At 74.7% G+C, this 25,067-nt stretch carries 20 protein-coding genes; 10 read left to right on the top strand and 10 right to left on the bottom strand.

Translation table 11 applies throughout. The features are described from left to right. Positions 1–184: 184 nt before the first annotated feature. Positions 185–1,213, top strand: a complete 1,029-nt coding sequence (locus tag ACF068_RS05885) for a hypothetical protein (RefSeq protein ID WP_392272913.1) — start codon at positions 185–187, stop codon at positions 1,211–1,213. 60 nt (positions 1,214–1,273) lie between these two features. Here the strand turns inward: ACF068_RS05885 and ACF068_RS05880 are convergent, their stop codons facing one another. Genes ACF068_RS05880 through ACF068_RS05860 form a run of 5 tightly spaced genes read right to left on the bottom strand, consistent with a single transcriptional unit; the run spans position 1,274 to position 5,488 of the window. After that, positions 1,274–2,719, bottom strand: coding sequence for a cytochrome P450 (locus tag ACF068_RS05880; RefSeq protein WP_392272912.1), 1,446 nt, complete (start codon positions 2,717–2,719; stop codon positions 1,274–1,276). Continuing rightward, positions 2,716–3,339 (bottom strand): ATP/GTP-binding protein, encoded by a 624-nt coding sequence (locus ACF068_RS05875; protein WP_392272911.1) that lies wholly within the window; start codon positions 3,337–3,339, stop codon positions 2,716–2,718. Before ACF068_RS05875 ends, ACF068_RS05880 begins: the two co-directional genes overlap by 4 nt. Continuing rightward, positions 3,320–3,676: a DUF742 domain-containing protein gene (locus tag ACF068_RS05870; RefSeq protein WP_392272910.1), complete on the bottom strand. Its 357-nt coding sequence runs from the start codon at positions 3,674–3,676 to the stop codon at positions 3,320–3,322. Before ACF068_RS05870 ends, ACF068_RS05875 begins: the two co-directional genes overlap by 20 nt. Beyond that, the gene (locus ACF068_RS05865; RefSeq protein ID WP_392272909.1) at positions 3,673–4,080 is read right to left on the bottom strand and encodes a roadblock/LC7 domain-containing protein; all 408 of its coding nucleotides are present in this window, start codon (positions 4,078–4,080) and stop codon (positions 3,673–3,675) included. The genes ACF068_RS05870 and ACF068_RS05865 overlap by 4 nt, the downstream gene beginning before the upstream one ends. Position 4,081: 1 nt before the next feature. After that, entirely contained in the window at positions 4,082–5,488 is a 1,407-nt protein-coding gene (locus ACF068_RS05860; RefSeq protein ID WP_392272908.1) for a sensor histidine kinase, read from the bottom strand. Between the two features lie 621 nt (positions 5,489–6,109). Here ACF068_RS05860 and ACF068_RS05855 point away from each other — a divergent pair. Beyond that, on the top strand, positions 6,110–7,099 hold the full coding sequence (locus tag ACF068_RS05855; protein WP_392272907.1) for a cholesterol oxidase substrate-binding domain-containing protein: 990 nt from the start codon (positions 6,110–6,112) through the stop codon (positions 7,097–7,099). 99 nt (positions 7,100–7,198) lie between these two features. Here ACF068_RS05855 and ACF068_RS05850 read toward each other — a convergent pair whose 3' ends face one another. Continuing rightward, a complete protein-coding gene (locus ACF068_RS05850; protein ID WP_392272906.1) occupies positions 7,199–8,611 on the bottom strand; it encodes an aminopeptidase P family protein in 1,413 nt (470 codons plus the stop codon). Positions 8,612–8,820: 209 nt separating this feature from the next. Between ACF068_RS05850 and ACF068_RS05845 the strand changes: the two genes are divergently transcribed. Beyond that, positions 8,821–9,804 (top strand): LuxR family transcriptional regulator, encoded by a 984-nt coding sequence (locus ACF068_RS05845; protein WP_392272905.1) that lies wholly within the window; start codon positions 8,821–8,823, stop codon positions 9,802–9,804. A gap of 25 nt (positions 9,805–9,829) precedes the next feature. Here ACF068_RS05845 and ACF068_RS05840 read toward each other — a convergent pair whose 3' ends face one another. After that, complete coding sequence (locus ACF068_RS05840) at positions 9,830–11,638, bottom strand: serine/threonine-protein kinase (RefSeq protein ID WP_392272904.1); 1,809 nt, start codon at positions 11,636–11,638, stop codon at positions 9,830–9,832. Between the two features lie 133 nt (positions 11,639–11,771). Continuing rightward, positions 11,772–12,134 carry a hypothetical protein gene (locus ACF068_RS05835; RefSeq protein ID WP_392272903.1) on the bottom strand — a complete coding sequence of 121 codons (363 nt, stop codon included), beginning with the start codon at positions 12,132–12,134 and terminating at the stop codon, positions 11,772–11,774. 595 nt (positions 12,135–12,729) lie between these two features. Here ACF068_RS05835 and ACF068_RS05830 point away from each other — a divergent pair. The 4 genes from ACF068_RS05830 to ACF068_RS05815 all read left to right on the top strand — a co-directional run bounded on the left by ACF068_RS05830 (position 12,730) and on the right by ACF068_RS05815 (position 18,693). After that, the gene (locus ACF068_RS05830) at positions 12,730–13,971 is read left to right on the top strand and encodes an MFS transporter (protein ID WP_392272902.1); all 1,242 of its coding nucleotides are present in this window, start codon (positions 12,730–12,732) and stop codon (positions 13,969–13,971) included. 62 nt (positions 13,972–14,033) lie between these two features. Next, entirely contained in the window at positions 14,034–15,860 is a 1,827-nt protein-coding gene (locus tag ACF068_RS05825) for an alpha/beta hydrolase family protein (RefSeq protein WP_392273270.1), read from the top strand. 144 nt (positions 15,861–16,004) lie between these two features. After that, positions 16,005–17,954: a RiPP maturation radical SAM C-methyltransferase gene (locus ACF068_RS05820; protein ID WP_392272901.1), complete on the top strand. Its 1,950-nt coding sequence runs from the start codon at positions 16,005–16,007 to the stop codon at positions 17,952–17,954. 73 nt (positions 17,955–18,027) lie between these two features. Continuing rightward, positions 18,028–18,693: a DUF5825 family protein gene (locus tag ACF068_RS05815; RefSeq protein WP_392272900.1), complete on the top strand. Its 666-nt coding sequence runs from the start codon at positions 18,028–18,030 to the stop codon at positions 18,691–18,693. A gap of 18 nt (positions 18,694–18,711) precedes the next feature. Here the strand turns inward: ACF068_RS05815 and ACF068_RS05810 are convergent, their stop codons facing one another. Next, positions 18,712–21,738: a CHAT domain-containing protein gene (locus ACF068_RS05810; protein ID WP_392272899.1), complete on the bottom strand. Its 3,027-nt coding sequence runs from the start codon at positions 21,736–21,738 to the stop codon at positions 18,712–18,714. Positions 21,739–21,844: 106 nt separating this feature from the next. Here ACF068_RS05810 and ACF068_RS05805 point away from each other — a divergent pair, with 106 nt between their 5' ends. The 3 genes from ACF068_RS05805 to ACF068_RS05795 all read left to right on the top strand — a co-directional run bounded on the left by ACF068_RS05805 (position 21,845) and on the right by ACF068_RS05795 (position 23,580). Further along, a complete protein-coding gene (locus ACF068_RS05805) occupies positions 21,845–22,195 on the top strand; it encodes a hypothetical protein (protein ID WP_392272898.1) in 351 nt (116 codons plus the stop codon). Then, positions 22,192–23,049: a hypothetical protein gene (locus ACF068_RS05800; protein WP_392272897.1), complete on the top strand. Its 858-nt coding sequence runs from the start codon at positions 22,192–22,194 to the stop codon at positions 23,047–23,049. The genes ACF068_RS05805 and ACF068_RS05800 overlap by 4 nt, the downstream gene beginning before the upstream one ends. Before the next feature lie 267 nt (positions 23,050–23,316). Then, complete coding sequence (locus ACF068_RS05795; RefSeq protein ID WP_392272896.1) at positions 23,317–23,580, top strand: HU family DNA-binding protein; 264 nt, start codon at positions 23,317–23,319, stop codon at positions 23,578–23,580. Positions 23,581–23,713: 133 nt separating this feature from the next. Here the strand turns inward: ACF068_RS05795 and ACF068_RS05790 are convergent, their stop codons facing one another. Next, complete coding sequence (locus ACF068_RS05790; protein ID WP_392273269.1) at positions 23,714–24,958, bottom strand: NAD(P)/FAD-dependent oxidoreductase; 1,245 nt, start codon at positions 24,956–24,958, stop codon at positions 23,714–23,716. Between the last annotated feature and the right edge of the window lie 109 nt (positions 24,959–25,067).

Here is a 25,067-nt window from a genome sequence, read left to right as displayed (position 1 = left end):
TGGAGAGCCGCGGGGCGGGCACCGTCCGGCTCCACGGTCATGGGCGGCCGTCATCACGCCCGGGAGCAGGTGCGGCGCAGCGTACCGCCTCCCTCCGGCGGGCCGCCCGTATGCGCGCTCAGGCAGACCGCTCGCACGCTGGTCCGCACACCGGTGCGGGCGGAGGAGAAGGAGGCCGGTCCCCATGACAGTGCGTACCGTCGAACTCCCCCAGCTCTGGATGCCCTATCCGCTGCGGGTGAACCCCTGCCTGCCGGCGCTGCACGAGGAGAGCGAGTCCTGGGCGCGGGCCATGGGGATGCTGGAGGGCCGGGGAGAGGGTTCGGCGCGGCGCGCGATATGGACCCGGCCCGCGTTCCACGCCATGACCGTCGACCAGTTGACCGCCTGGACGCTGCCCGACGCCTCCCTCGCCGACCTCCGGCTCAACCACCGGTTCAACGTCTGGGCGCTGGCCTGGGACGACTACTTCGCCCACGCCTTCAAGCGGACCGGCGACCTGGCCGGCGCGCGGGCCTTCACCGTCCGCCTGCACGCCTTCCTGAGACCGGAGCCGGACGCCCGGCTGCCGGAGCCGACGAACGCCGTCGAGAGGGGCATCGCCGATCTCCAGCAGCGCCTCTTCCCGCCGAGACTGGCGCACTGGCGCAAGGAGTTCAACCGGGCGCTGGCGAGATACATCGACGCGGGTGTCGAGGAACTGGCCAACAGCCGCAGCGGCCGCATCCCCCACCTGATCGACTACGCCCCGTTCCGGCGGGACAGCTTCGCCGCCCACACCGCCCCCTACTCCGTCGAGCTGGCCACCGGCGCGCGAATACCCGAACGGATCCGTAACAGCCGGACGGTCCGGGCCCTGCTGGACGCCTTCATGGACTTCATGGGGCTGGCGAACGACATCGCCTCCTACGAGCGGGAGGTGCACGAGGAGTACGACGTCAACAACCTCGTGCTGGTCGTGGGCTCGTCCCTGGGCATCTCCCTGGACGACGCCGTACCGGCGGCCCTGAACCTGGTCAACGCCCGGCTGCGGGACTTCGAGCACCTCCGCGACAACGAACTGCCGCTGCTGGTCCGGCGGTCCGGGCTCGGCCACGACGAGCGGGCCGAGCTGGCGGCCTGGCTGCGGGGCGCCTGCGGTTTCCTCTCCGGCCTCCACGCCTGGTACACCGGGGCGCCCCGCTACGCCGCGGGCGCCCCGTTCGAGGAGTAGCGCCGCGGACCCGTGCGGCCGGGCCCGGCGCGTTCGCCGGGCCCGGCCGCGCGGGCCCGACTACCGCCGTCGCAGCAGGCGGCGGACCCGCGTCCACCACGAGGCTCGGGGGTCGGACCGGTCCGCCGGCCCGGGGGCCGTCGCGGGTCGCGGCGGTGCCAGGGGCATCGTGTCGCTGCGGGGAGGCGGGGCCGGCAGCGGGGCCGTGTCTTCGTGGGCCCGGGGGGCGCGGGGGGCGAAGGTCACGGGCAGGGCCGTCAGGTGCCGGGCCCAGGTGGTGGAGCGCCAGGTGAGGCTCTCCTCCGGGACGGCCAGCGTGATGTCGGGGAGCCGGGTGAGCAGGATGTCGATGCCGGTGTCCGCGATCATGCGGCCGATGTCCTGGCCGGGGCACTCGTGGTTGCCGGCACTGAAGGACAGGTGTGCGCGGTTGTGGTGCACGGGGGCCGAGGGGTCGGGGCGGATCGCTTTGTCGACGTTCCCGGCGGCCAGGCCGAGCAGGAGCATGTCGCCGGCCTTGATCTGCTGTCCGCCGAGGGTGGTGTCGCCGTTGGCCCAGCGGCCCGGGCACACCATCAGGGGCGGCTCGTCCCACAGGACCTGCTCGACGGCTTCGGGCAGGGTCATCTGTCCGCCGGCCAGCGAGCCGCGGAACCCCGGGTCGGTGACGACCATGCGGAGCACGTTGGACATGAGGTTGGCGGTCGTCTCGTAGCCGGCGAGCAGGATGAGCCGGAGGTGGTGCTGGACCTCCTCGTCCGTGAGGCCGGCGGGGTGGGCCATCAGCGCCGAGGCGATGTCCTGGCCGGGGCGGGCGCGCTTGGTGACGACGAGCCGTTCGAGGCTCTCCAGCACGTACGCGTTGCTGGCGAGCGACGTCTCGGTGGCCTTGAAGAGGTCACGGGCGGCGTGCACGAGCGTGGGGCCGGACTCGTCGGACATGCCGAGCAGGTGGGTGAGGGTGAGCATGGGCAGATGCTCGGCGAACCGGTCCACCAGTTCCGCCTCGCCGCTCTCGCAGAACGTGTCGATCAGCTGGTGGGCGAAGCGGGTGATGTGCCGGCGGATGCCGCGGTGGTCCAGCTTGTTCAGGCCGGCCGTGACCGCCCCGCGCAGCCGCTGGTGTTCCTCGCCGTCCGCGCAGACGCAGTCGGGACGCCAGCCGATCATCGGTACGAGCGGGGAGGTGGCCGGGTCGATCTCCCCGCTCCGCCAGCCGTGCCAGACGCGCGGGTCGCGGGAGAACTGGGTCGGGCGGCTGGCCACGTCGCGGTTCTCGTTGTACCCGAGGACGAGCCAGGCGCGGACGTCACCGTCGAGCAGGACGGGCGCCACCGGGCCGTGGGTGGCCCGCAACTCCTCGTACAGGCCCATGGGATCGGTCTCGGCGACGGGGCCGTAGAGGCGGGTGGCGCCGCCCTTGCCCGTGGCGGAGTGGGCCGGGCAGCCCGGGGGCGGTGCCTCGCCGGGCCACGCGGTGTCGTGTTCGGTGGGTGGGACGGTCATGCGTTCTCCTGGGCGGCGGCGAGGGAGCACAGGTAGACCATCAGCGAGAGCAGGGCGTCCCGGCAGGACTCCCGGTCCCGGGCGTCACAGGTGACGAGGGGCACGGAATCGCTGAGGGCCAGGGCTGTGCGCAGATCGGGTACGGGGTACTGGGGAGCGTCGGGGAAGGTGTTGACGGCGACGACGAACGGGACGCGGCGGTCCTCGAGACGGGTGATGACCTCGAAGCAGACTTCGATACGGCGGGTGTCGACGAGGACGACGGCGCCGAGCGCGCCTTCGAAGATCCCGTTCCACAGGAACCAGAAGCGCTCCTGTCCCGGGGTCCCGAACAGGTAGAGGATCAGCTCGTGGTTGATGCTGATCCGTCCGAAGTCCATCGCGACGGTCGTGGTCTTCTTGCCCGCGGCGCCGGGGTTGTGGTCGATCCCGACGCCGGCCTGGGTCATGGTCTCTTCCGTGGTCAGGGGCGGGATCTCGCTCACCGCCCCGACCATGGTCGTCTTGCCGACCCCGAAGCCGCCGACGATGACGACCTTGACCCCCCTGGCCCCGTGGGGCAGGAGCATGTCGGTGCCGCGCGGGCCGGCGACTGGCGCGTCAGAGCTTGCGTAGTCCATGGATCACCGCCTCGAGCAGTCCGCGTTCGGGGTACGCCGCCACGGGCACGGGTGCGATGGCCTCGACCCGCTCGTCCTCGACGAGTTTGGAGAGCAGTACGGTGACGACGCTGAAGGGAAGGCTGAGGTACGCCGACACCTCGGCCACCGACAGCGGGTAGGTGCACATGGTGAGGATGGCCGCCTGCTCGGGTTGCATCGCGGGTTCGGGTTCGGACCTCGCCGCGATGAGGGTGACCAGATTGAAGGTCTTGGCCGAGGAGTCCCGGCCTTCGGTAATGACGTACAGGGGAACGGGGGTGCCTTCATCCCAGGGGTCCTGGTTCTCCGATGTCACATCGCCTGCCCGATGTCCTGTCGAGGCGGGCTGGTCATGTGCTGGCCGATCCGGACCACCAGCGTCCGCATGCGGTCGCCCAGCAGTCCGGCGTCCACCTCCAGGTCGGCCAGCACCGCGAGGTACGCCCCCGGACCGGCGGCCATCAGGGAGAAGTAGCCGCCGTCGGCCTCGATGCCGACCATCCGCGTCGAGCCGTCCCCGTGCGGGAACATCTGCGAGATGGCCCGGGCCAGGCTCTGGATCCCGGAGCAGGCGGCGGCGATGGCGTCGGCGGTGTCGGACGCCGTGTTCGCCTGCCCGATGCACAGGCCGTCCGACGACAGGACGACGACGTGCCGCACGTACGGGACACCGCCCACGAGCTCCTTGAGCATCCAGTCCATGTTGGGCAGTGGCTGCATGTCACTCAACCTCATCTGACGGTTCGCTGGGGGAAGGGGAAGGTTCGGCGACCGATCGCTTCTCGCCGTTGAACGCCTCCCACATCAGACCCGGCTGGCGGGACGTGCCGGGAGTCCGCCGGGGAGTGGCCGGAGCCGCGGGGGGCGTGGTGGTCGTCTGGACGACCGGTGTCGGGACGGGCGACTCGCGCCGGCGCTGCGGGAGCCCGTTGACGGTCTTCCTGACCTCGCCGGAGTCCGTGACGGCGGGCCGCACCGGTTTGGGGCCGGGCAGGATGGTGCCGACCGTGCGCCTGCGGATGGCTTCCGGGCCCCTCACCACGGGCTGCGGCAAGGTGGTGATCATGTCCCGGGGTACGAGCACGACGGCCCGGACTCCCCCGTAGGCGGAGGTGCGCAGGTCGACGTCGCAGCCGTGCTCCTGGGCCAGCCGGCTCACGACGGGCAGGCCGAGCTGGGTCACGTCGCCCAGGCTGGACAGGGGGACCCCGTTCACCGCGCGGGCCATGACGCGTTCGACGTGCTGCCGGACCTCCTCGGTGAGCCCGACGCCACGGTCCTCGATCTCGATCGCGATGCCGGAGGGCACCTCGCAGGCGGTCACCTCCACCGGGGTGTGCGGCGGGGAGAACGTCGTGGCGTTGTCGAGCAGTTCGGCGAGCAGGTGGATCAGCGGCTCGGCACCGGGGCCGGTGACCGCGACCTCCGCCACGGACTGCAGCTTGACGCGGGGGTAGTCCACGATGCGGGACATGGCTCCCCGCAGGATGTCGTAGAGCGGGATCGCCTTGGACCACTGGCGGCCCGGCCGGGCGTCGCCCAGGACGGCGATGCTCGCCGCGAGGCGGCCGATCAGGGCGTTGCGGTGGTCGATGTCCTGGAGACCGCGGGAGACGATCACGTCCGTGCCGTGCAGGATCTGCATGGAGCGGAGGTCCTTGGCGAGCTGGTGCACGATCGCCTGGACCCGGCGCGCGACCGCCACGAGGGCCCGCTGGGAGGAGTCCCTGGTGTGCTCCTCGGCCTCCACCGCTTCCAGGAGCGTCCGCAGGGCTCCCTTGAGCGCTTCGGTGAACTCGGCGTCGAGGTGCTCCCCGAAGCGGACGGCCTGGAGGATCTCCGAGGTGGGGTCGCCCCTCTTGAGGCGGGCGACCGCCGCGGGCAGGAGTTCCTCGGACAGCCAGACGGTGGTGGCCCGCTGGTCGGCCAGGCGCGCGTGCAGCGCCGCCTCGCGCCGCGCGTAGTACTCCTCCGCCCAGGCGCTCGCCCGCGCGTGCCGGGCGGCCTCCGCCGCTCGCTGCCGGCGCGCGGTCACGGCGGAGGTGACGGCCGTCAGCACGACGGCGCCGAGGCAGCACCAGGCGACCGGTGTCCGTATCCGTGCGGGGCAGAGGAGCAGCGCTATCACCGCGGCTCCGGCCAGAACTCCGGGAGGGAGGAGCCATGCCCGGGCAACCGCGGTGGGCCGGGCTCTGGAAACTTCACCTGCACGAACCATCAGGAGGTCCCTAAACGATCTGGAATGAGCGGACTGAGGTGGTGCGATGCGCCGGAAGGGACGAGCCGGACCGTCGCTCGGACATCCAGGGGTGTCCGGCCGGGCCCCGGCGGGGTCGCTTCGAGGTCGCGCCGAGGTCGCCACCCTTCACAGCCGTGCTCCGTCCGAGCGCACCACAGCGTCCATGACTCGCTGTGAGCGCGGCGCAACACATCGGGGAGCATAGTCAGTTCGGGTTCGCCATGTGACTTTGCTGGAAGGACAACCTCCACCGGTCATTCCGGCCCTACATAACGACCAATCACCGCACCGAAAATGCAATGAACTGATCACATCGCGGCGTCCGTTCACCCCACGCCCCCGCCGGGGCCTCCCCCGTCCCACCACGCCCGGCCGGCCGCTCCCACCAGGTCCGCCACGTACATGCCATTCGAAAGAGTGAGCATGGATCGTTCGTGCTGCCACCGCCGCCGGGGTCTGCCGATACTGCCGGGTCGGATGAGCGCGTGGAGGAGGGGACCGTCATGTCCGGTGGGGCGCGGAACGCTGTCGAGCGGGGCTGGTCCCCTCGACGCCACCGGACGGGTGGAGGCGATCTGGTTCGCCTTCACCGACCGCCCCTGGCTCAAGACCTGGAGCGTCTGCCCGAACCGGCCCCTGGCCTCCCGGGAGGTGCGGGAGCCCTACAACTACCCCTTCTCCGACAACGTCCCCGAGCCGGTCGCCCGGCTCGCCGGCCAGGTCTTCGCCGGGTCCTGGGCGAGCGCCCCGCTGCTGGGCCGGCTCCAGTACCTCATCGCCAGGATCGGCCTGACCGGTGACCTCACCGACGTGCTCACCTCCCCCACCGTCATCCGCGACCTGCTGACCGCGGACGTCCTCACGCACCTGCTGGCCGGGGGGCTCCGCTCGGACCTGTGGGGCGCCTCGCGCGACCTGCTCCTCTACATCAGGCCCACCACGCTGCGCGAGACCGCCAACGGGTACGCCGTCCTCACCCGGCGCCAGGACGTGCAGTGGGTGGTGCACCGGCTCACCAGCCACTACCGGCGCCTGCTGGACGAGTACGCCGCCCGCGGCCGGTACCCGGTCAACGGGCAGGTGGAGATCCGGGTCACCGGCACCGACGACCCCGCCGTCCCCATGGTTCCCGGCGCCCGGCCGCCGCTGCTGTCGGCGGTACGGGCCCGGCCCGACCGGCCGGACTTCGACACCGCCGTGTGGTTCGACGTCCTGACCGACCCGTCCACACCCGGCCTGCACGCCTTCTGCCGGGACGTCGAGCGCTTCCTGTTCGAGGACCTCGACGACGATCGCGCCACCGTCCGGGTGGAATGGTCCAAGGGGTGGGCCTACACCGACAGCGCCGCGTGGGCCGCGCCCGAGATCCTCACCGGAGCCGTCCCGGACAGCCACCGGGCCGGCGGCGGGCCCGGCTGGGACACCGCGCGCGAGACGCTCAACCGCCTCGACCCGCACCGGGTGTTCAGCACACCCCTGCTGGACGCCCTGCTGCCCTGACGCCGGGCCGGTGACCGCGGCGCCCGGATCCCCCCGGCGCGGCGGCGACCGCGGCGTGGGGACCCGCCCTCCTGCCGGGTCCCCACGGCCGCGACGGCCTCACCCCGCGTGCCGGGCCATCCACTCCTCGACGGCGTCCGCCGACCGGGGCAGGCCGGCCGACAGGTTCTCGTGGCCGTCGTCCGTGACGACCAGGTCGTCCTCGATCCGGACACCGATGCCGCGCCACTCCGCGGGCACGGTGAGGTCGTCGGGCTGGAAGTACAGCCCGGGCTCGACGGTCAACACCATGCCCGGCTCCAGCACGCCGTCCACGTACTCCTCGTTCGGGGCCTGCGCGCAGTCATGGACGTCCAGTCCGAGCATGTGCCCGGTGCCGGCCATGGTGAAGCGGCGCTGGAGGCCGAGTTCGTACGCGCGCTCGGCCGGGCCCGGGACGAAGCCCCACTCCACCAGCCGGGCCGCCAGGTGGCGCTGGGCCGCCTCGTGGAAGTCGCGGTAGGCGGCTCCCGGCTTCACGGCGGCCATCCCGGCCTCCTGGGCCTCGTACACCGCGTCGTAGATCTCGCGTTGCAGCGGGGTGAACGTGCCGCTGATCGGCAGCGTGCGCGTGACGTCGGCGGTGTAGAGGGTCCGCGTCTCCACGCCGGCGTCGAGCAGGAGCAGGTCCCCGGGGCGCACCGGGCCGTCGTTGTCGGTCCAGTGCATGATCGTGGCGTGTTCGCCGGCGGCGCAGATCGAGCCGTAGCCGACGGAGTTGCCTTCGAGGCGTGCCCGGCGGAAGAAGGTGCCCTCGATCCACCGCTCCGACGACGCGACGGCCCCGGAGAGCTCGCCGATCGCGTCGGTGAAGCCGCGCACCGTGGAGTCCACGGCCTTGCGGAGCTCGGCGATCTCCCACTCGTCCTTGACGAGGCGGAGGTCGCCGAGCGCCTCCTCCAGCCCGGCGTCGCGTTCCTCGTCGGTGGTGACGGCGGCCTCCAGGGACGGGTCCACGCCGCGGACGATCCGGGTCGGCACGCCGGAGGCCCCGGCCAGGTCGTCGGCCGCGGTGCGGACGTCCCGGCAGGGCAGTCCCAGCACCCGCTGCGACTCGGCGAGGGAGCGGCGCCTGCCCATCCACAGTTCGGCCGTGGCGCCGGTCCAGAACTCGTCGGTGTCCCTGCCGTCCCGCGGCAACTGGTAGCAGTAGGCGTCGTGGCCGCCGTCCGCGCGGGGTTCCAGGACGAGGGCGCCGTCCCGGGCCTGGTCGCCCGTCATGTGGACGTAGCCCGAGTAGGGACGGAACGGGTAGGTGTCGTCGTTCGACCGGACCTTGAGGTTGCCGGAGGGAATGACCAGGCGTTCGCCCGGGAAGCGCGCGGAGAGCCGGGCGCGGCGGCGGGCCGCGTACGGAGCCTGCGCGTCGAGCCGCAGGTCGTGCCGCTCGGTGTCCGCCCACCCCGTCCGCATCAGCGCGGAGAGTTCCTCGGAGATCCCTGAGTAGAGACCGTTCTTCCGGCCTTTCGCCACGGCGTGCACCTTCTTCCGTCGGGGGTCTGGTGGGTTAACGGGGGTGTCCTGGTGGCGAGGATCGTTCCGGTATGGCGCGGAGCCGCCCTCGCCGCCGCCGGTCGCCGGCGGCTCGCGCACCGTAGCGTGCCCGGGACGCCCCCGGGGCCGGATCGTGCCACTGGCACGGATCGGCCACGGGCCGCGCCGGGGCGTCGATAATGCGGGGCATGAGGAACGCGAAACTCGGGGAGGCCCTGCGGCTCCTGGGCATCGACGGGGCAGCCGCCCGGGTGTACCTGGCGCTGCTGGAGCTGGCTCCCGCTCCGCTGCGTGCCATCGCCGCCGCGACCGGGCTGGGCGAGGCCGAACTGGCCACGGCGTACGGGACTCTGGTCGACGCCGGTCTGGCCAGCGCCGCCGAGGAGGGCGGGGACATGGTGGCCCCGGTGCCGCCGGCCGCCGGCCTGGAGGTCCTCGCCCGGCACCGGGCGACCGAGATCGAGGAGTCGCGCATCGCCGTCGGCGGCGCCTTCGAGTCGTTCCGGCGGCAGCGGCTGGCCGCGTACAACGACGGTCTCGTCGAGGTGGTCACCGGGGAGGCCGTGGGCCCGCGGATCCGGCAGGCGTGGGCGAGCGCGCGCGAGCAGATCCGGCAGTTCGAGTCACCGCCGTACTTCCCCCTGCCGGGCGCCACGGACGACGCCCTGGCCACCCTCGCCCGTGGGGTGACCCAGCGCGTCGTGTACTCGCGGGAGTCACTGGAGCACCCGGGCCATCTGAAGGAGGTCATCGAGCCGTGCGTCGCCGCCGGCGAGCAGGCGAGGGTGCTGCCGTCGGTGCCGGTCAAGCTGGTGATCATCGACGACGCGTACGCGCTCGTGTCGTTGTCGATCAGGGAGGCGGACGTGCACAACACGATGCTGGTGGTGCAGCCGTGCGGACTGCTCTCCGCGCTCACCGCGCTGTTCGAGCAGTCCTGGCAGAACGCCCTGCCCTTCCACGGCCGCACCACCCGCCCCGGCGGGCTGCCGCCGGACGACCGCCGTCTGCTGTGGCTCCTCGCGGGCGGCGCGGGCGACGACGTCATCGCCCGCGAGCTGGGGATCGGCCGCCGCACGCTCTACCGCCGCCTACAGGTCCTGATGGCCCGGCTGGGCGCCGCGAACCGCTTCCAGATGGCGCTGCACGCCCAACGCAACGGGTGGCTGTGACGACCGGTACGGCGGCCCGGGCGGCTCAGGACGCCGGGTGGGAGGACACGACCTTGCCGCGCACGTCGGTGGCCAGGTAGCCGCTCGCCATGTACTCGTTGGTGAGGTAGAAGTGCAGCGTCGGCTGGTCGGCGTTGAACGTCCACCGGTGGAGGACGAGGTAACGCAGGTTCGGGTTCTCCACGTTGAGCTCCTTCTCCCCGCGCCGGATGAGCGCGGGCAGGGTGTCCCACGCCACGGCCGCCGGGTCGAAGGTCTGGTCGTCCGGGGAGTCGGGGTCGATGGTGCCGCCCGGTCCGGTCCGCGTCGCGATGCCGTCGCTGTACCGGTAGCTGTCGTACGTCTTGGCGCCCGGCTTGGTGGGGATGTCGGCCATCGCGTAGTTCTCGTACACCGTCACCTCCTTGACCTGCTGGTTGCCGCTCGCCTCGCGGAACGCGGCGAGGACGGTGCGGACGTTCGCGGGGGTCAGCAGCGTGCCGGTGGTCCGGGCGCCGCCGGTGCCCGAGCCGTTGCCGGTGCCGGTGCCGGCGGGCGTTCCCGTGCCGGGCGTGGTGCCCCCGGTGTCGGCCACCGGCGTGCGCCGGGCGGAACTGGACGACGGCGTGGGGCTCTTGCCCTCGTCCGCGGCGTCCTTGCCCAGCGGCCAGTTCAGGGCGGCGGCGACCACGACGGTGGCGGTCGCGGCGGCGGCGAGGGACACGACGGCCGCGCGGCGGCCCGCCGGCCGGCGGGTGGGCGCCACGGGCGGTCCGAACGTCCCGTGCGGCGGGGTGCCGTGCGGCGTCCCGGTGGGGTGGTGGGCCCCCGGCCCCGCGTACCCGGGGTACGGCCCGTACGGCCCCGGGTCGGCGCCCGGGTGCGGGGCGTGGCCGGGAGCGGTGGGCGGGCCGGCCGGGGGGAACGGGGCGTGCGGGTGGGCGGGGCCCGCGGGCCGGTCAGCCGGGCGGGAGTCCTCCGGCGCGGCGTCCGCCGGTGCCGCCGTGCCCGCGCGGCCCGCCGCCTCGCGCAGCAGCAGCTCCAGTCCCGCGCCGTCGGGGCGTCGCGCGGGGTCGCGGACCAGCAGCCGCTCCAGTACGGGCGTGAGCGCACCCGACCTGACCGGCGGCGGGAGCGGGTCGTCCAGGACGGCGACGACGGTCGCGAGGCTGGTCGCCCGGCGGAACGGGTGGTGGCCCTCGGCCGCCACGTACAGCAGCATGCCCAGCGACCACAGGTCGGAGGCCGGGTTGCCCTCCTCCCCGCGCACGCGCTCGGGCGCGATGAACTCCGGCGAGCCGATGAGGTCGCCGGTCGAGGTGAGGCGGGACGTCGCCTCGGAGAGCGCGGCGATGCCGAAGTCGGTGAGCACGGCGCCCCCGTCGGGACGCAGCAGCACGTTCGCGGGCTTGACGTCGCGGTGGTGGATGCCCGCGGAGTGCGCGGCGCGCAGCGCGGACAGGACCTCCAGGCCGAGCCGGACGACCTCGGGCACGGGCATGGGGCCCTCGAGGAGCCGGTCGTACACGGACCGGCCCTCGACGAGCTCCATGACGATCCAGGGGTGCGAGCCGTCGGCCGGTTCCACGATGTGGTGGATCGTCACGACGTGCGGGTTCGACAGCCGGGCGAGCGCCCGGGCCTCACGGACGGCACGCTCGCGCATCTGCGCGGCGAGGCCGGGGTTGGCCTCCTCGACGGCCGGGTCGGGCGGCCGGACCTCTTTGAGCGCCACCTCCCGGTCCAGGGCGACATCACGCGCCCGCCAGACCGTGCCCATACCGCCGCTGCCCAAGCGGGAGACCAGTTCGAACCGTGCGTCGACCAGGGGTCTGCCGCTCTCGCTCATGCTCATGGGCGGTCATCGTAGGCGGCCCATGCTCCTGCCCGCGCCGCAGGTACCCCAAACCCGTTACCCGGAGAGGCGGACGCCCCCGGCGCCCCGCCCGCACCGGGACGCACCGGGCCCGGAGCCCCGGCGCGGGAGGTCAGGGGATCATGACGCAGTGGTTCTCGATGAACCTGCCGCTGCGGTCCAGGCCGCCGCAGACGGCCAAGCGCGGATAGGCCCTGATCTCGCGGTTGACGACGAACCGCCACCGCGACACACCGGCCTTGCTGTCGCGGAAGTCGCCCACGAAGGCGCGCAGCGTCCCGGGCAGTCCGTCCCTCGTCGTCACGGTGATGTCCTGGACGTAGTCGCGCCCCTGGTAGGCCGTGGCCACGCAGATGTACCTGCCGCACGTGGACTTGACCTCGGCGGCGGCCGGCGGGGCCGTCAGCACTCCCAGGGCACAGGCCGCGGCGAGGGCCGCCGTGACCGCCGCCAGGCGCCGCCGTGCGGGCGTCACGGACCTGGGGCGGGTCCCGGGGGACCCGCCGGACCGCCCGGCCCCGCCCTCCGGGCGGACGCCGCTTCCGCGACACATCCCCGCTGTCTGCCGATACCTGTCCATCACGAGCCCCCCGTGGTCCGCGGTACGGACCGGCCGCACCGTCCCTCACCAATGTCGGGGCTCCGTCCCGGCACCGCAATGACCCGAATGGGGGGGTCGGTACGGCCGGCGGCGGCGTGCGGGGGCCGGACGGCCGGGGAGCGGGACCGGCGTCAGCGAACATTCTCGGCCGAAAGCGCCGCGCGGCCCGGCCCGGTGGGGCAGGAGCCGATCGCCGGACGCGGCCGCCCGTCCGCCGCCCGGCGGCGGCGACGGCGGGCGCGCGGACACGCGTCATGCCTGGAGGGAGCACGGGGTGTCCGCACCGCCGGCGGAATGATCTCCCTTCACTTGCCCTCTCCTCCCACCACGCCCCGGAGGGCGCCCCGTTGAAGGAATTCGGCCACCCACGACGGGCTCTTGTGGCGCTTGTTCGAGCGTGATTAAGCTCCCGCTCGTTTCGCTTCCCACACACTTTCTGCACGGTTTCGCCAAATCGGTGAGGTGCTGCGTGGAACGGCCCGCGTCAACCGCACGACCGTCCCACCACCGGGCGGGATCGCGCGACTTACGGCTCTTCTGGTGGGCCAACGCCGCCGACGGCATCGGCAGCCAGGCCTCCGGTGCGGCCCTTCCGCTCCTGCTGCTCGGACTGGGCCACTCCCCCCAGGCCGTCGGCCTGGTCGCAGGCGTCTCCACCGCCCTGGGCCTCCTGCTCGGCCCCCTCGTCGCCGTGCCCGTCGACCGGGGCGCGCGCAAGCGCGTGATGCTCGGGTCCGCGACCGTGTCCGCCCTGGCGATGGGCGGCGTGGCCGTCGCCCTGACCGCCGGCGAGCCGCCGCTGGGACTGGTCCTCGCCGCCGTGCTGGTCGAGCGGTTCGCGACCGCCTGCTTCGAGGCGGCGGCGCGCGGGACGGTGGCCCTGGTCTGCCCGGGGCCCGAGCAGCCCCGGGCGATCGCCCGGCTCACCGCGGCCGACCAGGGTGCTCTGATCGTCGGGCCCGCGCTCGGCGGCGTCCTCTACCAGGCCGCCCGCGCCCTGCCGTTCCTGGCCGACGCCCTCTCCTACGTCGTCGGCGCCCTGTGCGTACGGGCCATGCGCGCGGACCTCACCGCGCCGGCACCGCGCGAGCGGGGCGAGGGGCCGGTGCGGGAGGCGGCGGCCGGGTGGCGGCTGGTGCGCTCGTCACCGCTGCTGCGGCTGGTGCTGGTGTGGAGCGCGACGGTCAACCTCGTGGTGGTGGCGCTCTACTACGGGGCCGTCTTCACGCTCCAGCGCGGCGGCCACGGCGGCGCCGTGCTCGGCGCGGTCCTCGCCGCTTCGGGCGCCGCCGGCCTGGCCGGGGCGCTGGCCGCGCCCAGGGTGGCGAAACGTTTCGGCGCCCCTCGGGTGGTGGCCGGCGTGACCTGGCTGCTCGTCCCGCTCACCGCCGCGCTCGCCACCGTCGTGGGCGCGTGGGCGTACGGGGCGCTGTTCGGGCTGGTGTGCCTGCTGATGCCGCTCGCCTCCGTCATCCTCCAGGCCCGGGCGATCGGGGCCACCGCCCCCGCGCTCCAGGCCCGTACGGGCGCGGTCCTCGCCACCGCGACCACCGGCGCCGCGGCCCTGGCCCCCGTCCTGGCCGGGGCGCTCGCGGAGCGGGTCTCCACCACCGCGCCCGCCCTGGCCTGCGGGGTGACGCTCGCCGTCCTCGCGGCCCACACCTCCCGGCGCCCGGTGCGCGGCGCCCTGGCCGCGGAGGCCGTCCGGTGAGCGGCGGCTACCAGGTGTACCGGGCCGCCCTGCCCGAGGTGTGCGCCGCCGACCCGGCCAAGATGGTGTTCACCGCCGACGCCGAGGGCCGTTGCGAGGTGTTCACCTGGGACGCCGCCGCCCGCCGCGCCCGGCAGGTCACCCGGCGCCCCCGGGGGACCCTGCACGGTGCCATCGACCGGGACGCGTACGTGTGGTGGTTCGACGAGGACGCCCGGGGGTCGGGGCTCTGGCGGTTCCAGCCCTTCACGGGCGGCCCCGACCGGCCCGGCCTCACCGGCGTCCCGCCCGGCCGGCCCCGGGGCCTCGCGGTGAGCGACCACGCCACCGTGGCGGTGGCGCTCGGCGACGGCCACGCCACCACCGTCCACGTCGGCCCGCGCGGCGGCGCCGCCCGGACGGTGACCCGCGCCGCCGGTCACGCGACCCTCACCGGCATCACGCCCGGCGGCCGGCTGCTGGCCCTGGCCGGCGCGGGCGCCGTCACCGTCCTCACCGGCGAGGGCGCCGTGGTCGCGGTCCTGCCGGGCGGCGGCGACACCGGGAGGCTGTGGTCCCTGGGCTTCGCCCCCGCCGGCGACGCCGAGGAGCTCCTCCTCGTCCGCGAGTACGAGGACCGCTACGTCCTGGCCACCTGGCGGCCCGACCGCGGGCTGACCACCCACGAATGGTGCGCCTTCGACACCGAGATCACCGCCCGCTGGGACGCCGGCGGCCACCGCGTCCTCGTACGGCAGGACCGCCACGGCCGCTCCACCCTGCACCGCGCCGACCTCACCGCACGGACCGTCACCGCCGTCCCCACCCCGCCCGGCACCCTGCTGGACGCCGCCACCCGGCCCGGCGGCGACCTCCACTGCCTCTGGACGTCCACCGGCGAGCCGCCCCGGCTGCGTTCGTCGCTGGGCACCCCCCTACCTCCGCTGCCGACCGTCGCCGACCGGGTGCCCGGCACCCACCGGGACGTGTGGACGCCCGGCCCGGACGGGCCCGTGCACACCCTGCTCAGCCTGCCCGACGCGCCGCGCGGTCCGGCCCCGGCGGTGTTCCTGGTGCACGGCGGTCCCGCCGACCACGACCGCGACGCCTACGACGGCGTGGTCCACTCCCTGGTCGCCTCCGGCTTCGCCGTCGCCCGCGTCAACTACCGCGGCTCCACCGGCTACGGGCCCCGCTGGCGGCGCGCCTTCGGCGGGACGGCCGACGACCCCGGCCCCAACGGCCGCGCCGACCGGGCCGACCGGGGTGTCGGCCTCGCCCAGGTCGCGGACCTGGCGTCCGTCCGGGCCGACCTGGTGGCCCGGCGGCTGGTCCGCGCCGACGCGGTGGGGCTGTGGGGCACCTCCTGGGGCGGCTACCTGGTCCTGCTCGCCCTCGGCACCCGCCCCGGCCTCTGGCGGGCCGGGGTCGCGGTCAAGCCGGTCGCCGACTGCGTGGCCGCCCACCGCACCACCACCCCCGCCCTGCGCGCCCTGGACGAACGGCTCTTCGGCGGCACGCCCGACGAGGTGCCCGACCGGTACGCGCGCAGCTCGCCCATCCACTACGCCGCCTCGGTGCGCGACCCAGTGCTGGTGGCCGCCGCCACCCATGACGCCAAATGCCCGCCCGGCCAGGTACGCGGCTACCTCGCCGCGCTGCGCGCCGCCGGGGTCCCGTACGAGTCCCTGTGGCTCGACTCCGGCCACGACGGCTACGACGGCGGCGACCACGTCACCGTGCTGCGCCGCGCCGTGGTCTTCCTCGACCGGGAACTGCGCGGCCCCGTCCGCCGCCCCCAGACGCCCCGCTCCGCCCGGAGCGGGGAGCACCGCACCGCCGAACGCACCACGGAGAGGAGAAGGTCCCATGCAGAAGGACATCATCCACAACGACCCGCTCGCGGGTGACGAGGAGAACCGCAAGCCGAGCGTCGGCATCACCGTCACCGTCCCGTTCCGCAACGCCGAGGACGCGGAAGAGGACTGACCGCCGCCGGCCGGCCCGGTGGTGCACCGCCGGGCCGGCCGGTCCCCCATCCCCGAGGAGCCGACATGCGTGTCCTGCTGGTCAACATGCCCTGGTCGCCCATCGACCTTCCGTCCCTCGCGCTGGGAATCCTCAAACGGAGCGTGGACGAGCGCGTGCCCGGCGCCGAGGCCGAGGTCCTGCACGCCAATCTCGAGTTCACCGACTGGATCACCGCGCGCACCGGGTTCACCGGTGACGACTACGAGTACTACGCCCTGTCGTCCTACTTCATGGGCTGCGGCGACTGGGTGTTCTCCTCCGCGCTCCACGACGACCCGCACTGGCGCGACGAGGAGTTCACCGCCGTGATGCGCGGGAAGCTCAAGAAGTCGCGCATGGAGATGACCCGGGCGCTGCACCGGGTGGTGCCGGAGTTCGTCGACGAGATCGCGCGGCGGATCGTGGACCACTCCCCCGACGTGGTCGGGTTCACCTCCACGTTCCAGCAGAACACCGCGGCGCTCGCCGCCGCGCGGCGGGTCAAGCAGCTCGCCCCGCACATCGTCACCGTCATGGGCGGGGCCAACTGCGACGGGGCGCAGGGGGCCGCCGTGCACCGCAACTTCCCGTTCGTGGACCACGTCGTACGCGGTGAGGGCGAGGCGGCCTTCCCGCAGTTGCTCACCGCCCTCGCCGACGGGTCGGACCTCTCCGGGGTGCCGGGCCTGTGCCACCGCGGCCCCGGCGGGGAGAGCGAGGCCAACCCGATGGCGACCCGGCCGCTGCCGCCCGCCGCGATCCTGCCGCCCGACTACAGCGGCTACTTCGAGCGCCTGGCCGCCTCCGTCGCCCGCAACTGGGTCGAACCCAAACTGGTCGTCGAGGGCGCCCGCGGCTGCTGGTGGGGCGAGAAGCACCACTGCACCTTCTGCGGCCTCAACGGGTCGTTCATGGAGTTCCGGTCCAAGAGCCCGGACACGTTCTACGACGAGATCATCGAACTGGCCCGCCGCCACCGGGTCCTGGACATGTACGTCGTCGACAACATCCTGGACATGGGCTACCTGACGACCGTGCTGCCCAGGATCATCGAGAGCGAGTACGACCTGCGGCTGCACATCGAGATCAAGGCCAACATGCGCCGGCCACAGCTCCGGACGCTCGCCGAGGCGGGCATGATCTACGTCCAGCCCGGGATCGAGTCGCTCAACCACCGGGTGCTGGACCTGATGGACAAGGGCGTCAGCGGCTGCCAGAACGTCCGGATGCTCCGCGACGGCGCCGAGACCGGACTGTCCGTCGCCTGGAACTACCTCCACGGCTTCCCCGGCGAGACCGCCCGGGACTACGAACCGGTGATCGCCCAGATCCCGGCCCTGGAGCACCTCGACCCGCCGGTCGACCTGTCCGCGCGGATCGCCATCGAACGCTTCAGCCCGTACTTCGAGCGCCCCGAGCTCGGCTTCACCGGGCTGCGGCCGGAGGAGCACTACCGCTTCACCTACGACCTGCCGGAGCCGGAGCTGTACGACCTGGCGTACGTCTTCGAGGCACCGGCCCGCGGCATCGGCGAGCCGACCGTCACCGCGCTCAACGACGCGCTGGCGGCCTGGAAGAAGCACCACGCGGACGCCCGGCTCACCCACGACGACCTGGGCGACCGGATCGTGCTGGTCTCCCGCCGGCGGGCCTTCGGCTGGCGGACCATGGAGCTCACCGACCCGTTCGAGCAGGCCGTCTTCCGCCTCCTCGACCAGCCGCACACTCCCGCCGCCCTCGCCAGGAAGGCCGCGCGCAAGGCGCCCGGGGCCGCCCGTGACGAGGACGGTGTCCAGCGGCTCCTCGACTCCTGGGTCGCCCTCGGGCTGGTCTTCACCGACGGCGGGCAGTACGTCCACGTCGCCCCGGCCGCCGTCAACGAGGACCTGCTGCGACTGGACTTCATGCGTCACGCGTACGCGGCCGAGGCCGCACCCGCCGAACCCGACGGGCCCGCCGCTCCGGCCGCGTCCGCCGAACCCGTCCGCGTATGACCGTGCCGGAGGACCGCGCCCGCGCGGGCACCTCCGCGGCCCACCGCGTCCGACCCGAGGAGGAGCACGCCCGATGAGCACCACCCTGAGCCCGCCCGCCGTCCTCGCCTGGCGGGACTACGACCCCGACGCCTGCGAGCTGCCCGGGATGTTCCTCGGCGAACTGGCCCTCCCCGGGACGCTGGAGGGCGAGAGCGAACGGCTCTGGCAGCTCGGCGCCCGGCGCGTGCGGCTGCCCGGTGCCGTCGACCTGAGGGGGGACGCCGGTCCCGGGCGGGCCGCCGGCACGGTGGCCGCCCTGAGCCTGGTGCGGGACCTCACCGCGCGGGCCGTCCTCGTCGAGTGGGACCTCGTCCTCGACCCGGCGGAGCCGGCCGGCGCCTGGCAGGTCCTCAGCCACCTCCAGCCGCCCCGGACCCTCGCGGGGCCCGACGGCTGCGACGAGGCCCTGCGCGCCTGGCGGCGAGGCCACTACCTGTGCAAGTGCCTGTGGCGGAAGGGGCCCGGCTTCGTGCAGATCCGGGACCGCCGCTGGGGGGAGCTGCGCCGCTTCACCGCCGACGAACCGGAGTACGAGCGGACCATCGAGCGTCTCGCGTACGGAGCGCCCGCCGCTTCCGTCCCGGCCGCCGTCCTCGACGACTTCCGGAGCGAGAAGCTGGTGCTGGACGTCGGTCCGCTCGCCTGGTGGGTGCCGTACCGGATCAGCCGCTGGCTCCAGGAGTCCATGACCATCTGAGGCCGGGGGCGCGGACGTTCACGGGCCGACGTGAACGTACGGCGCCCAGCTCAGCACGGCTTCCGGCCGCCGCTCCCGTACGGTGCGCAGCGCCGTGTGGAGGGCGGCGGCCGGGTCCGTCCTGGGCGGCCCGGCGAGGCGGTCGTGGACCAGGCCGGCGACCGTCGCCGCGAAGGCGTCGTCGATGGACCACAGGGTGCCGACCACGTCACGGAAGCCGGCGAGCTGGAGCGCGGTGGCGAAGGTGATCGCCTCGTCGGCGAGGACGATGCCGCCGCGGTGGGTCTCGCAGGCGGACAGGAACGCGAACCCGGCCCCGGTGCGCCGCAGTCCGGCGATGTCCCGCAGCGACAGCGGACCATCATGCAGGAAGAGCGCGCCCCGGGACGGGCGGGCCAGGTCCTGTGCCCCGTGGCAGGCGAAGTGGGCCCAGGAGCAGCGGGTCAGGGCGTCCAGTACGGCGGGCGCGGTGGCGGCGGGCCCGGTGACGAACTCGGCGTCGGGGTGCCGTCGACGCAGGGCGCGGGCCTCCTCGCCGGCCGCGGGGAGGTCGGGCCGGCCGGGGGTCGCGGGCATGGCCACGATGAGGCCGCGGGCGTGCGCCGCCGGGGCCGGCCGGCCGTGCCGCTCGCGGGCGTGCAGCAGGGCCCGCAGGGTCGGGGCGTAGGAGGACACGACCCGGTCCGGCACGGTGTCGGTGTGGCGGGGCGTCCCGTCGCCGGCGGGGAGGGGGCGGCCCGCCGCGTGCACGGGGAGCAGGGTGAACAGGCCGGTGGGGCACCACCACAGGCGGGGCCCCCGGGCGTCCGGGGCGATCCGCCCGGTGTGGCCGAGCGCCGCCAGTACCGGTCCGGCGACCGTGTCCCACAGCCAGGACAGGGTCTCCACGAGCACCCGCCGGGCCGTGAGGGGCGAGCCGCCCGCGCCCAGGGCGCCGGTGAGGGCGAGGACCCGTGCGCCGAGGGCGCTGTCGTCGACGTCCAGGGGGAGGGCGCGGACGCCCTCGCCGGTCAGGAGCAGGGCGCTGCACCCGTACCGGCTGGGGACGAGCAGGACGACCGGGCCGTCGTCGGCGGCGGCGCGCAGTGTGGCGAAGGACGGGGCGCGCAGGAAGCCGGAGAGCCCGGGCAGGGCGCGGATCGCGGCGAGCAGTTCCTCCCGCCGCCGTGCCAGGGCCACGCGCCGCTCGTTGACGTGGCGGCGTCCCCGCGCGTCCCCGGCGGCCGTGGCGTGGGGGGCCTCGGGCAGCCGGTCCAGTTCGTCGAGGACCCGGCGGAGGCTGTCGGCGAGTTCCGGGGCCACGGCGCGGGGCCCGGTGTGCTCGGTGCGGTTCTCCAGGGACTGCGCGAGGAGGATGCCCCGGCCCTGTTCGAGGAGTTCCACCGCGCGTTCCGGCTTTCCGGCGCGTACGGCGACGGCGGCGGCGTGCGGGACGAGTCCCGGGTACTCCGCGATCAGGCGTTCCCGGTCGTCGCGCTCCAGGCCGCGCCAGACGGTCAGCTCAAGCTGTTCGAGGGCGAGGGCGAAGGAGCCGAGGGCGGTGGTGAAGTCCCCCGCGTCGGCGGCGAGGTGGCCCGCGCCGGCGGCCGCGCGGGCGCGGGCCCGGGCCGGGGCGGAGGGTACGGAGGACGCCTCGCGGAGGTGGTGGACCGCCCGTTCGCGGTCGGCCGGGTCGCCGGTGGCCGTGTGGCGCTCCGCCAGGGCGAAGCCGAGCGCGCTCAGGGTCTCGGTGCGCTCGGGGTGGTCGGCGGGCAGGAGCGCCTCCGCCTCCCGGAGTGCGCCGATGGCCTCGGCGAGCGCGTCGGGGGCCGCGAAGTGGCCGGCGTACTCCCGTAAGGAACGGGCGAGGCCCCTCAGCGTCCTCGGCCGCCGGTGGTCCCCGGCGGGGACCGTGCCGACCGCCGTACGGGCCGCCTCGACGGCGTCGAGGAGGTCGCGCGGGTCACGGGTGCGGGTGAACCGCGCCAGGAGCGCGCCCGCGAGGAGGTACAGGCAACCGGGCCGGTCGGGGTGGCCCTCGGTGAGGAGGGAGAGCGCGTCCCGGAGCAGGGTGACCACCAGGTCGTCCCCGTCGGTGCGCCCGGGCAGGGGGCCGGGGTGGCTTTCGAGGGCGGCGGCCAGGTTGACCAGCCGGCTCGGCAGGTCGGGGTGGTCACGGGGGGTGGTCCTGGCGGCCTCGAACTGTGCCTCCAGCGCCTCGTCGAGGGCCTCGGTGCGGCCGGTGTGGGCGTAGTGGCGGCTCAGTGCCGAGGCGAGGTTGGTGAGGAAGGCGGCGCGGTGCGGGTGGTCGCGGGGCGCTTCGTACGCCGCTTCGCGCAGGGCCCGGATCGCCAGGTCGAGCGTGCCGGGGTCGCCGCCGCGTTCGTACACGCGGATCGCGGTGTGGCCGAGGCCCGAGCACAGCGTGAGGCGGTAGGGGTGCCCCTCGGGGATCCGCTGCCCGCCCTTGACGGTCACCGTGCAGGCCCGGGTGAGCGAGTCCGGATCGCCGGTGTACTCGTAGCGGCGGGTGAGGACGTTCCCGAGTGTGACGAGGGCCTCGGCCTGCACCAGGTCCTGCTCCGGGTGGGCGCGGGCGGCGAACAGGCACAGTTCGACGGCGTCGTCGAGCAGGCGCGGGTCGCCGTTCGCCTCCGCGTCCTTCAGGAGGTTGACGGCGAGGGCGGTGTACGCGGCGGCCTCGGTCGCGGTGAGCGCGCCGCCCGGCCGGCCGCCCTGCCCCGCGAACGCCTCCAGCAGCACGGCGGGGACGCAGTGCGCGGCCACGGGGTGCACCAGCTTGAAGAAGAGGGCGGCGCGCTCGGCGTCGGCGCGCGTCCCGTCCTGCTGGAAGCGGTACCAGTGGAAGGTCGCCAGCAGCACCGCGACGTTGAACGCCCGGGCGGTGTCGGCCGGTCCGGTGCGCGGGGCGAACCAGTCCACCGCGTGGTGGAGCCGGTCGGCCAGCAGCCGTGCCTCCGGCTCCCGGAGCAGCGCCGGGTCACCGCCGGTGGAGAAGGCGTCGAGCCGGTCCTCCATGGCGAACGTGAGGTCTTCCGTGTTCATCCCGCCCCCCAGCCCCCGTGCGGCCGTGCGTGATGCCGCCCTGTACCTGACTCACGGCTACGAACGATGAGACTATTCCGTGCGACGCCGGGGGGAAGGGGAACGGGTGGAAAGCACGGCCGTGGACGCGGACGGCCTCGGGTGGCTCTGCGGTGATCTGCCGGAGCTGCGCGAGCAGGCCCGCGCGGAGGGCTGGTCGGCCGAACTGGCCCGGTCGCTGGCGGAGTTGCGCGCCGGCACGGTGCCGGTGACGGAGGTGGTGGAGCGGGTCTGCGGACGGCTGGGGCTGCCGCTGCGGTCACGGGGGTACGCCCCGGTGCCCGGTCAGGACGCGGTGGCGCCCCCGGCCGGGTCCTACTCGTGTCCGGGCGGGCGCTGTTCGCGGGTGGAGGCCCGCGAGCCGGGTGGCCCGCTGCCGGAGTGCGCGGTGTTCGACGAGCCGTTGTCCTTCGGATGAACGCCTTCCTGGCCGAGCTGGGGAAGAAGCTCGCCGAACGCTGGGTGGGCCTGCTGCTCCTGCCGGGCGCGCTGTTCGCGGCCGTCGCCGCCGCGGGTGCCGTGCTGGGCCACCGCCACGCCCTCGACCCGCGGCTGCTGGTGCGGGCGGTCGAGGGGTTCGCCGCGCACTACGACCGCCGTCCGGTGTCGGCCGTGCTGCTGTCCCTGGCGTTCCTGGCGGCGGCCGCGGTGGCGGGGCTCGTGGCGCGGGGGCTCGGCACGGCGGTCGAGCGGATGTGGCTGGCGTCCGGGCCCGGGTGGCTGACCGGCCGGCTCGTCCGCCGCCGGCAGGGCCGGTGGGACCGTGCCGTCGTGGCCTTCGGGCGGGCGGCCGCCGCGGACCGGGCCGCCCTCGCGGAGGCCCGCAACGCCATCGCGCTCACCCGGCCGGCCAGGCCGACGTGGATCGGCGACCGGCTGCGGGGCGTGGGGGTCCGGGTCCACGGCCAGTACGGGCTGGACTTCCCGTACGCCTGGCCCCGGTTGTGGACGCTGCTGCCCGAACCGTGCCGTGCCGATCTGGTCGCCGCCCGCGGGGCGATGGCCGAGGCGGCGACGCTCGGCGGCTGGGGGCTGCTCTACCTGTGCCTGGCCGTCCAGTGGTGGCCGGCGGCCCTGGCGGGCACGGCGCTGGTGCTGGCCGGGTGGCGGCGCGGCCGTGAGGCGGCGGCCGGGCTGGCGGACCTGACCGAGTCGGCCGTCGACCTGTACGCGGCCGACCTCGCGCTGCGGCTCGGGGTGGACCTGCCGGCCGGGCGCGTCACCCCGGCGGTGGGCAGACAGTTGAGCGAACGCTTCCGCAAGGGGGCGTGAGGACGGGGGCCGCGCCCGGCCCGGGGGGCGCGGGGCGGTCCGAGAGGCGTGGGGCGGTCCGGGGGGGGCGCGGGGCGGTCCGGGGGGCGCGGGGCGGCAAGCCCGGTGGCTCCGACGTGCGGGGGCGGCGGGCGGCCGTGATGCTGGTCTCCGGAATCTCCGGATCTCCGGGTTCTCCGGATCTCCGGGGTTCTCCGGGTTCTCCGGGCTCTTCGGGTGCTTCAGGTTCTTCGGTCTTTCCGACCTCACGGGAAACGGGTACGGCTCATGGACAAGGCGCAGCTCATCGAGACGACCGCCGCCGGGGCGGGCGGGCACGGCGACGGGGCCGGGCTCCCCCGGGAGGACGTCGAACGGATCGTCGACGCGCTCTTCGGCACCGTGGAGCACCCGGGTGCGATCGCCCGGGCGCTGCGGAACGGTGAGACGGTCGTCCTCGGCAGCTTCGGCAGCTTTCACGGCGACGGCGGCACGACCTCCTTCCGTCCGGGCAAGGCGCTCACCGAGTTCCTCCAGGGCGAGGTGCGGTGAGCCCGCCGGCCGGCGGACCGGAGCGTCCCGGCGGCAGGTGTCCATGGCGGAGCTGACGCTGCGGGCCACCCGGCGCCGGCGCCCCCGGCCCCCTGGGGCGGCGGCCGGGGCGGCACGGGGCGGGGGGCGGGCGTCACCGTCCCAGGTCGTGGAGCACCTCGCGGGCCGCGCGCGCCCCTGAGGCCAGGGCGCCCTGCACCGACCCGGTGGCCCGGTGGTCCCCGCACACGTACCGGCCCGGCGCCACGCGGGTGGTGCGGCTGAGCGGCTGCGGCGGTGGCATGGCGGGCAGCGCGTCCTGGACGGTCCGGACCGTGAGCAGGTCCCAGGAGCCGGTGCCGGTGTCGTACGCCTCGTCGAGCGCCGCGCGCACCTCGCGTTCCCGGCCCCGGGTGTCCTCGCCCAGCACCGAGGTGGCGACCAGCGCGTGTCCGGGCGGGGCGAAGGCGCGCGCCACGTCGCTGAGCACACAGGTGTTGAGGAACCGGCGCCGGGTGTCCACCAGCAGGGTGGGTTCACCGGCCGGGGAGCGGGGGGCGACGTGGTAGTAGGTGGTCACGACCCGGTAGGCGGGGAGTTCCACGTCCGGCAGCAGGGCGGCGACCGTCGCGGGGCCGGTCGCGACCACCACGGCACGGGCGGGCACGTCCTCGCCGTCCGCCGTGAGCACGCCGTCCTCGGTCAGCCGCTCCACGGGCGCCTCCAGGCGTACCGTTCCGGCCGGCAGGGCGGCCGCCAGGGCGCGCGGGACGGCGCCGATGCCCTCCATGGGCAGGCACAGGGTGCCGCGCAGCATGCTCCGCCACACCAGGTGGAACACCCGCCCGGAGGTCTCCAGTTCGTCCTCCAGGAACACCCCGGACAGGAACGGCCGGAAGAACCGCTCGACGAGCGCGTCCGAGACCCCGGCGGCGGCGAGGGCGGTCCGGGTGGTGGTGTCGGGCGACCTCTTGAGCAGCCGCGGCGGGAGCAGCGCGTCCCTGGCCGACAGCACGCCCAGGGCGGCCAGGTCGCGGGGGCCCGCGAGGCGGCCCGGCAGCAGGTCGGGCAGGGTACCGGGCCGCCGGGTGGGGTCGGTGAAGCGCAGCCGGCCGGACCCGGTGTGGATGAGCACGCCGGGGGTGAAGGGCCGCAGCCTCAGGTCGCGGAGGGTGAGGCGCCGCCGGACCTGGGGGTAGGACGTGTTGAAGACCTGGAACCCCCGGTCCACGACGAACCCGTCGACGCGGTCGGAGCGCATGCGGCCACCGGGCGCGTCGGAGGCCTCCAGGACCCGTACGCCGACGCCCTCGGCGAGCAGGTCGCGGGCGCAGGCGAGGCCGGCGGCGCCGGCTCCGACGACCAGTACGTCCGTTGCGCCCCGGGGAGCGGACACGATGACCCACCTCTTCCACTGCCACGTCCGTGCCGTCCGCCGCGGGCGCGGGGACGGCGGTGGTGCGCCGCGGCGCACCTCATTGCCGTTCGTCTTCCGGGTGGCCCGTACG

Origin of the sequence: Streptomyces sp. NPDC016309 (assembly GCF_043077235.1) — a bacterium.
Lineage (GTDB): Bacteria > Actinomycetota > Actinomycetes > Streptomycetales > Streptomycetaceae > Streptomyces.
Note: the sequence above shows the minus strand (reverse complement) of the source record. Positions and strands in the feature narration are given on the sequence as shown.

Excerpts from the sequence above, each read along its gene's own strand:
- ACF068_RS05880 (WP_392272912.1), bottom strand. The coding sequence starts at position 2,719 with ATGACCGTCCCACCCACCGAACACGACACCGCGTGGCCCGGCGAGGCA.
- ACF068_RS05825 (WP_392273270.1), top strand. The coding sequence starts at position 14,034 with ATGGTGTTCACCGCCGACGCCGAGGGCCGTTGCGAGGTGTTCACCTGG.
- ACF068_RS05800 (WP_392272897.1), top strand. The coding sequence starts at position 22,192 with ATGAACGCCTTCCTGGCCGAGCTGGGGAAGAAGCTCGCCGAACGCTGG.
- ACF068_RS05820 (WP_392272901.1), top strand. The coding sequence starts at position 16,005 with ATGCGTGTCCTGCTGGTCAACATGCCCTGGTCGCCCATCGACCTTCCG.
- ACF068_RS05795 (WP_392272896.1), top strand. The coding sequence starts at position 23,317 with ATGGACAAGGCGCAGCTCATCGAGACGACCGCCGCCGGGGCGGGCGGG.
- ACF068_RS05885 (WP_392272913.1), top strand. The coding sequence starts at position 185 with ATGACAGTGCGTACCGTCGAACTCCCCCAGCTCTGGATGCCCTATCCG.
- ACF068_RS05845 (WP_392272905.1), top strand. The coding sequence starts at position 8,821 with ATGAGGAACGCGAAACTCGGGGAGGCCCTGCGGCTCCTGGGCATCGAC.
- ACF068_RS05810 (WP_392272899.1), bottom strand. The coding sequence starts at position 21,738 with ATGAACACGGAAGACCTCACGTTCGCCATGGAGGACCGGCTCGACGCC.
- ACF068_RS05815 (WP_392272900.1), top strand. The coding sequence starts at position 18,028 with ATGAGCACCACCCTGAGCCCGCCCGCCGTCCTCGCCTGGCGGGACTAC.
- ACF068_RS05875 (WP_392272911.1), bottom strand. The coding sequence starts at position 3,339 with ATGGACTACGCAAGCTCTGACGCGCCAGTCGCCGGCCCGCGCGGCACC.
- ACF068_RS05840 (WP_392272904.1), bottom strand. The coding sequence starts at position 11,638 with ATGAGCATGAGCGAGAGCGGCAGACCCCTGGTCGACGCACGGTTCGAA.
- ACF068_RS05865 (WP_392272909.1), bottom strand. The coding sequence starts at position 4,080 with ATGCAGCCACTGCCCAACATGGACTGGATGCTCAAGGAGCTCGTGGGC.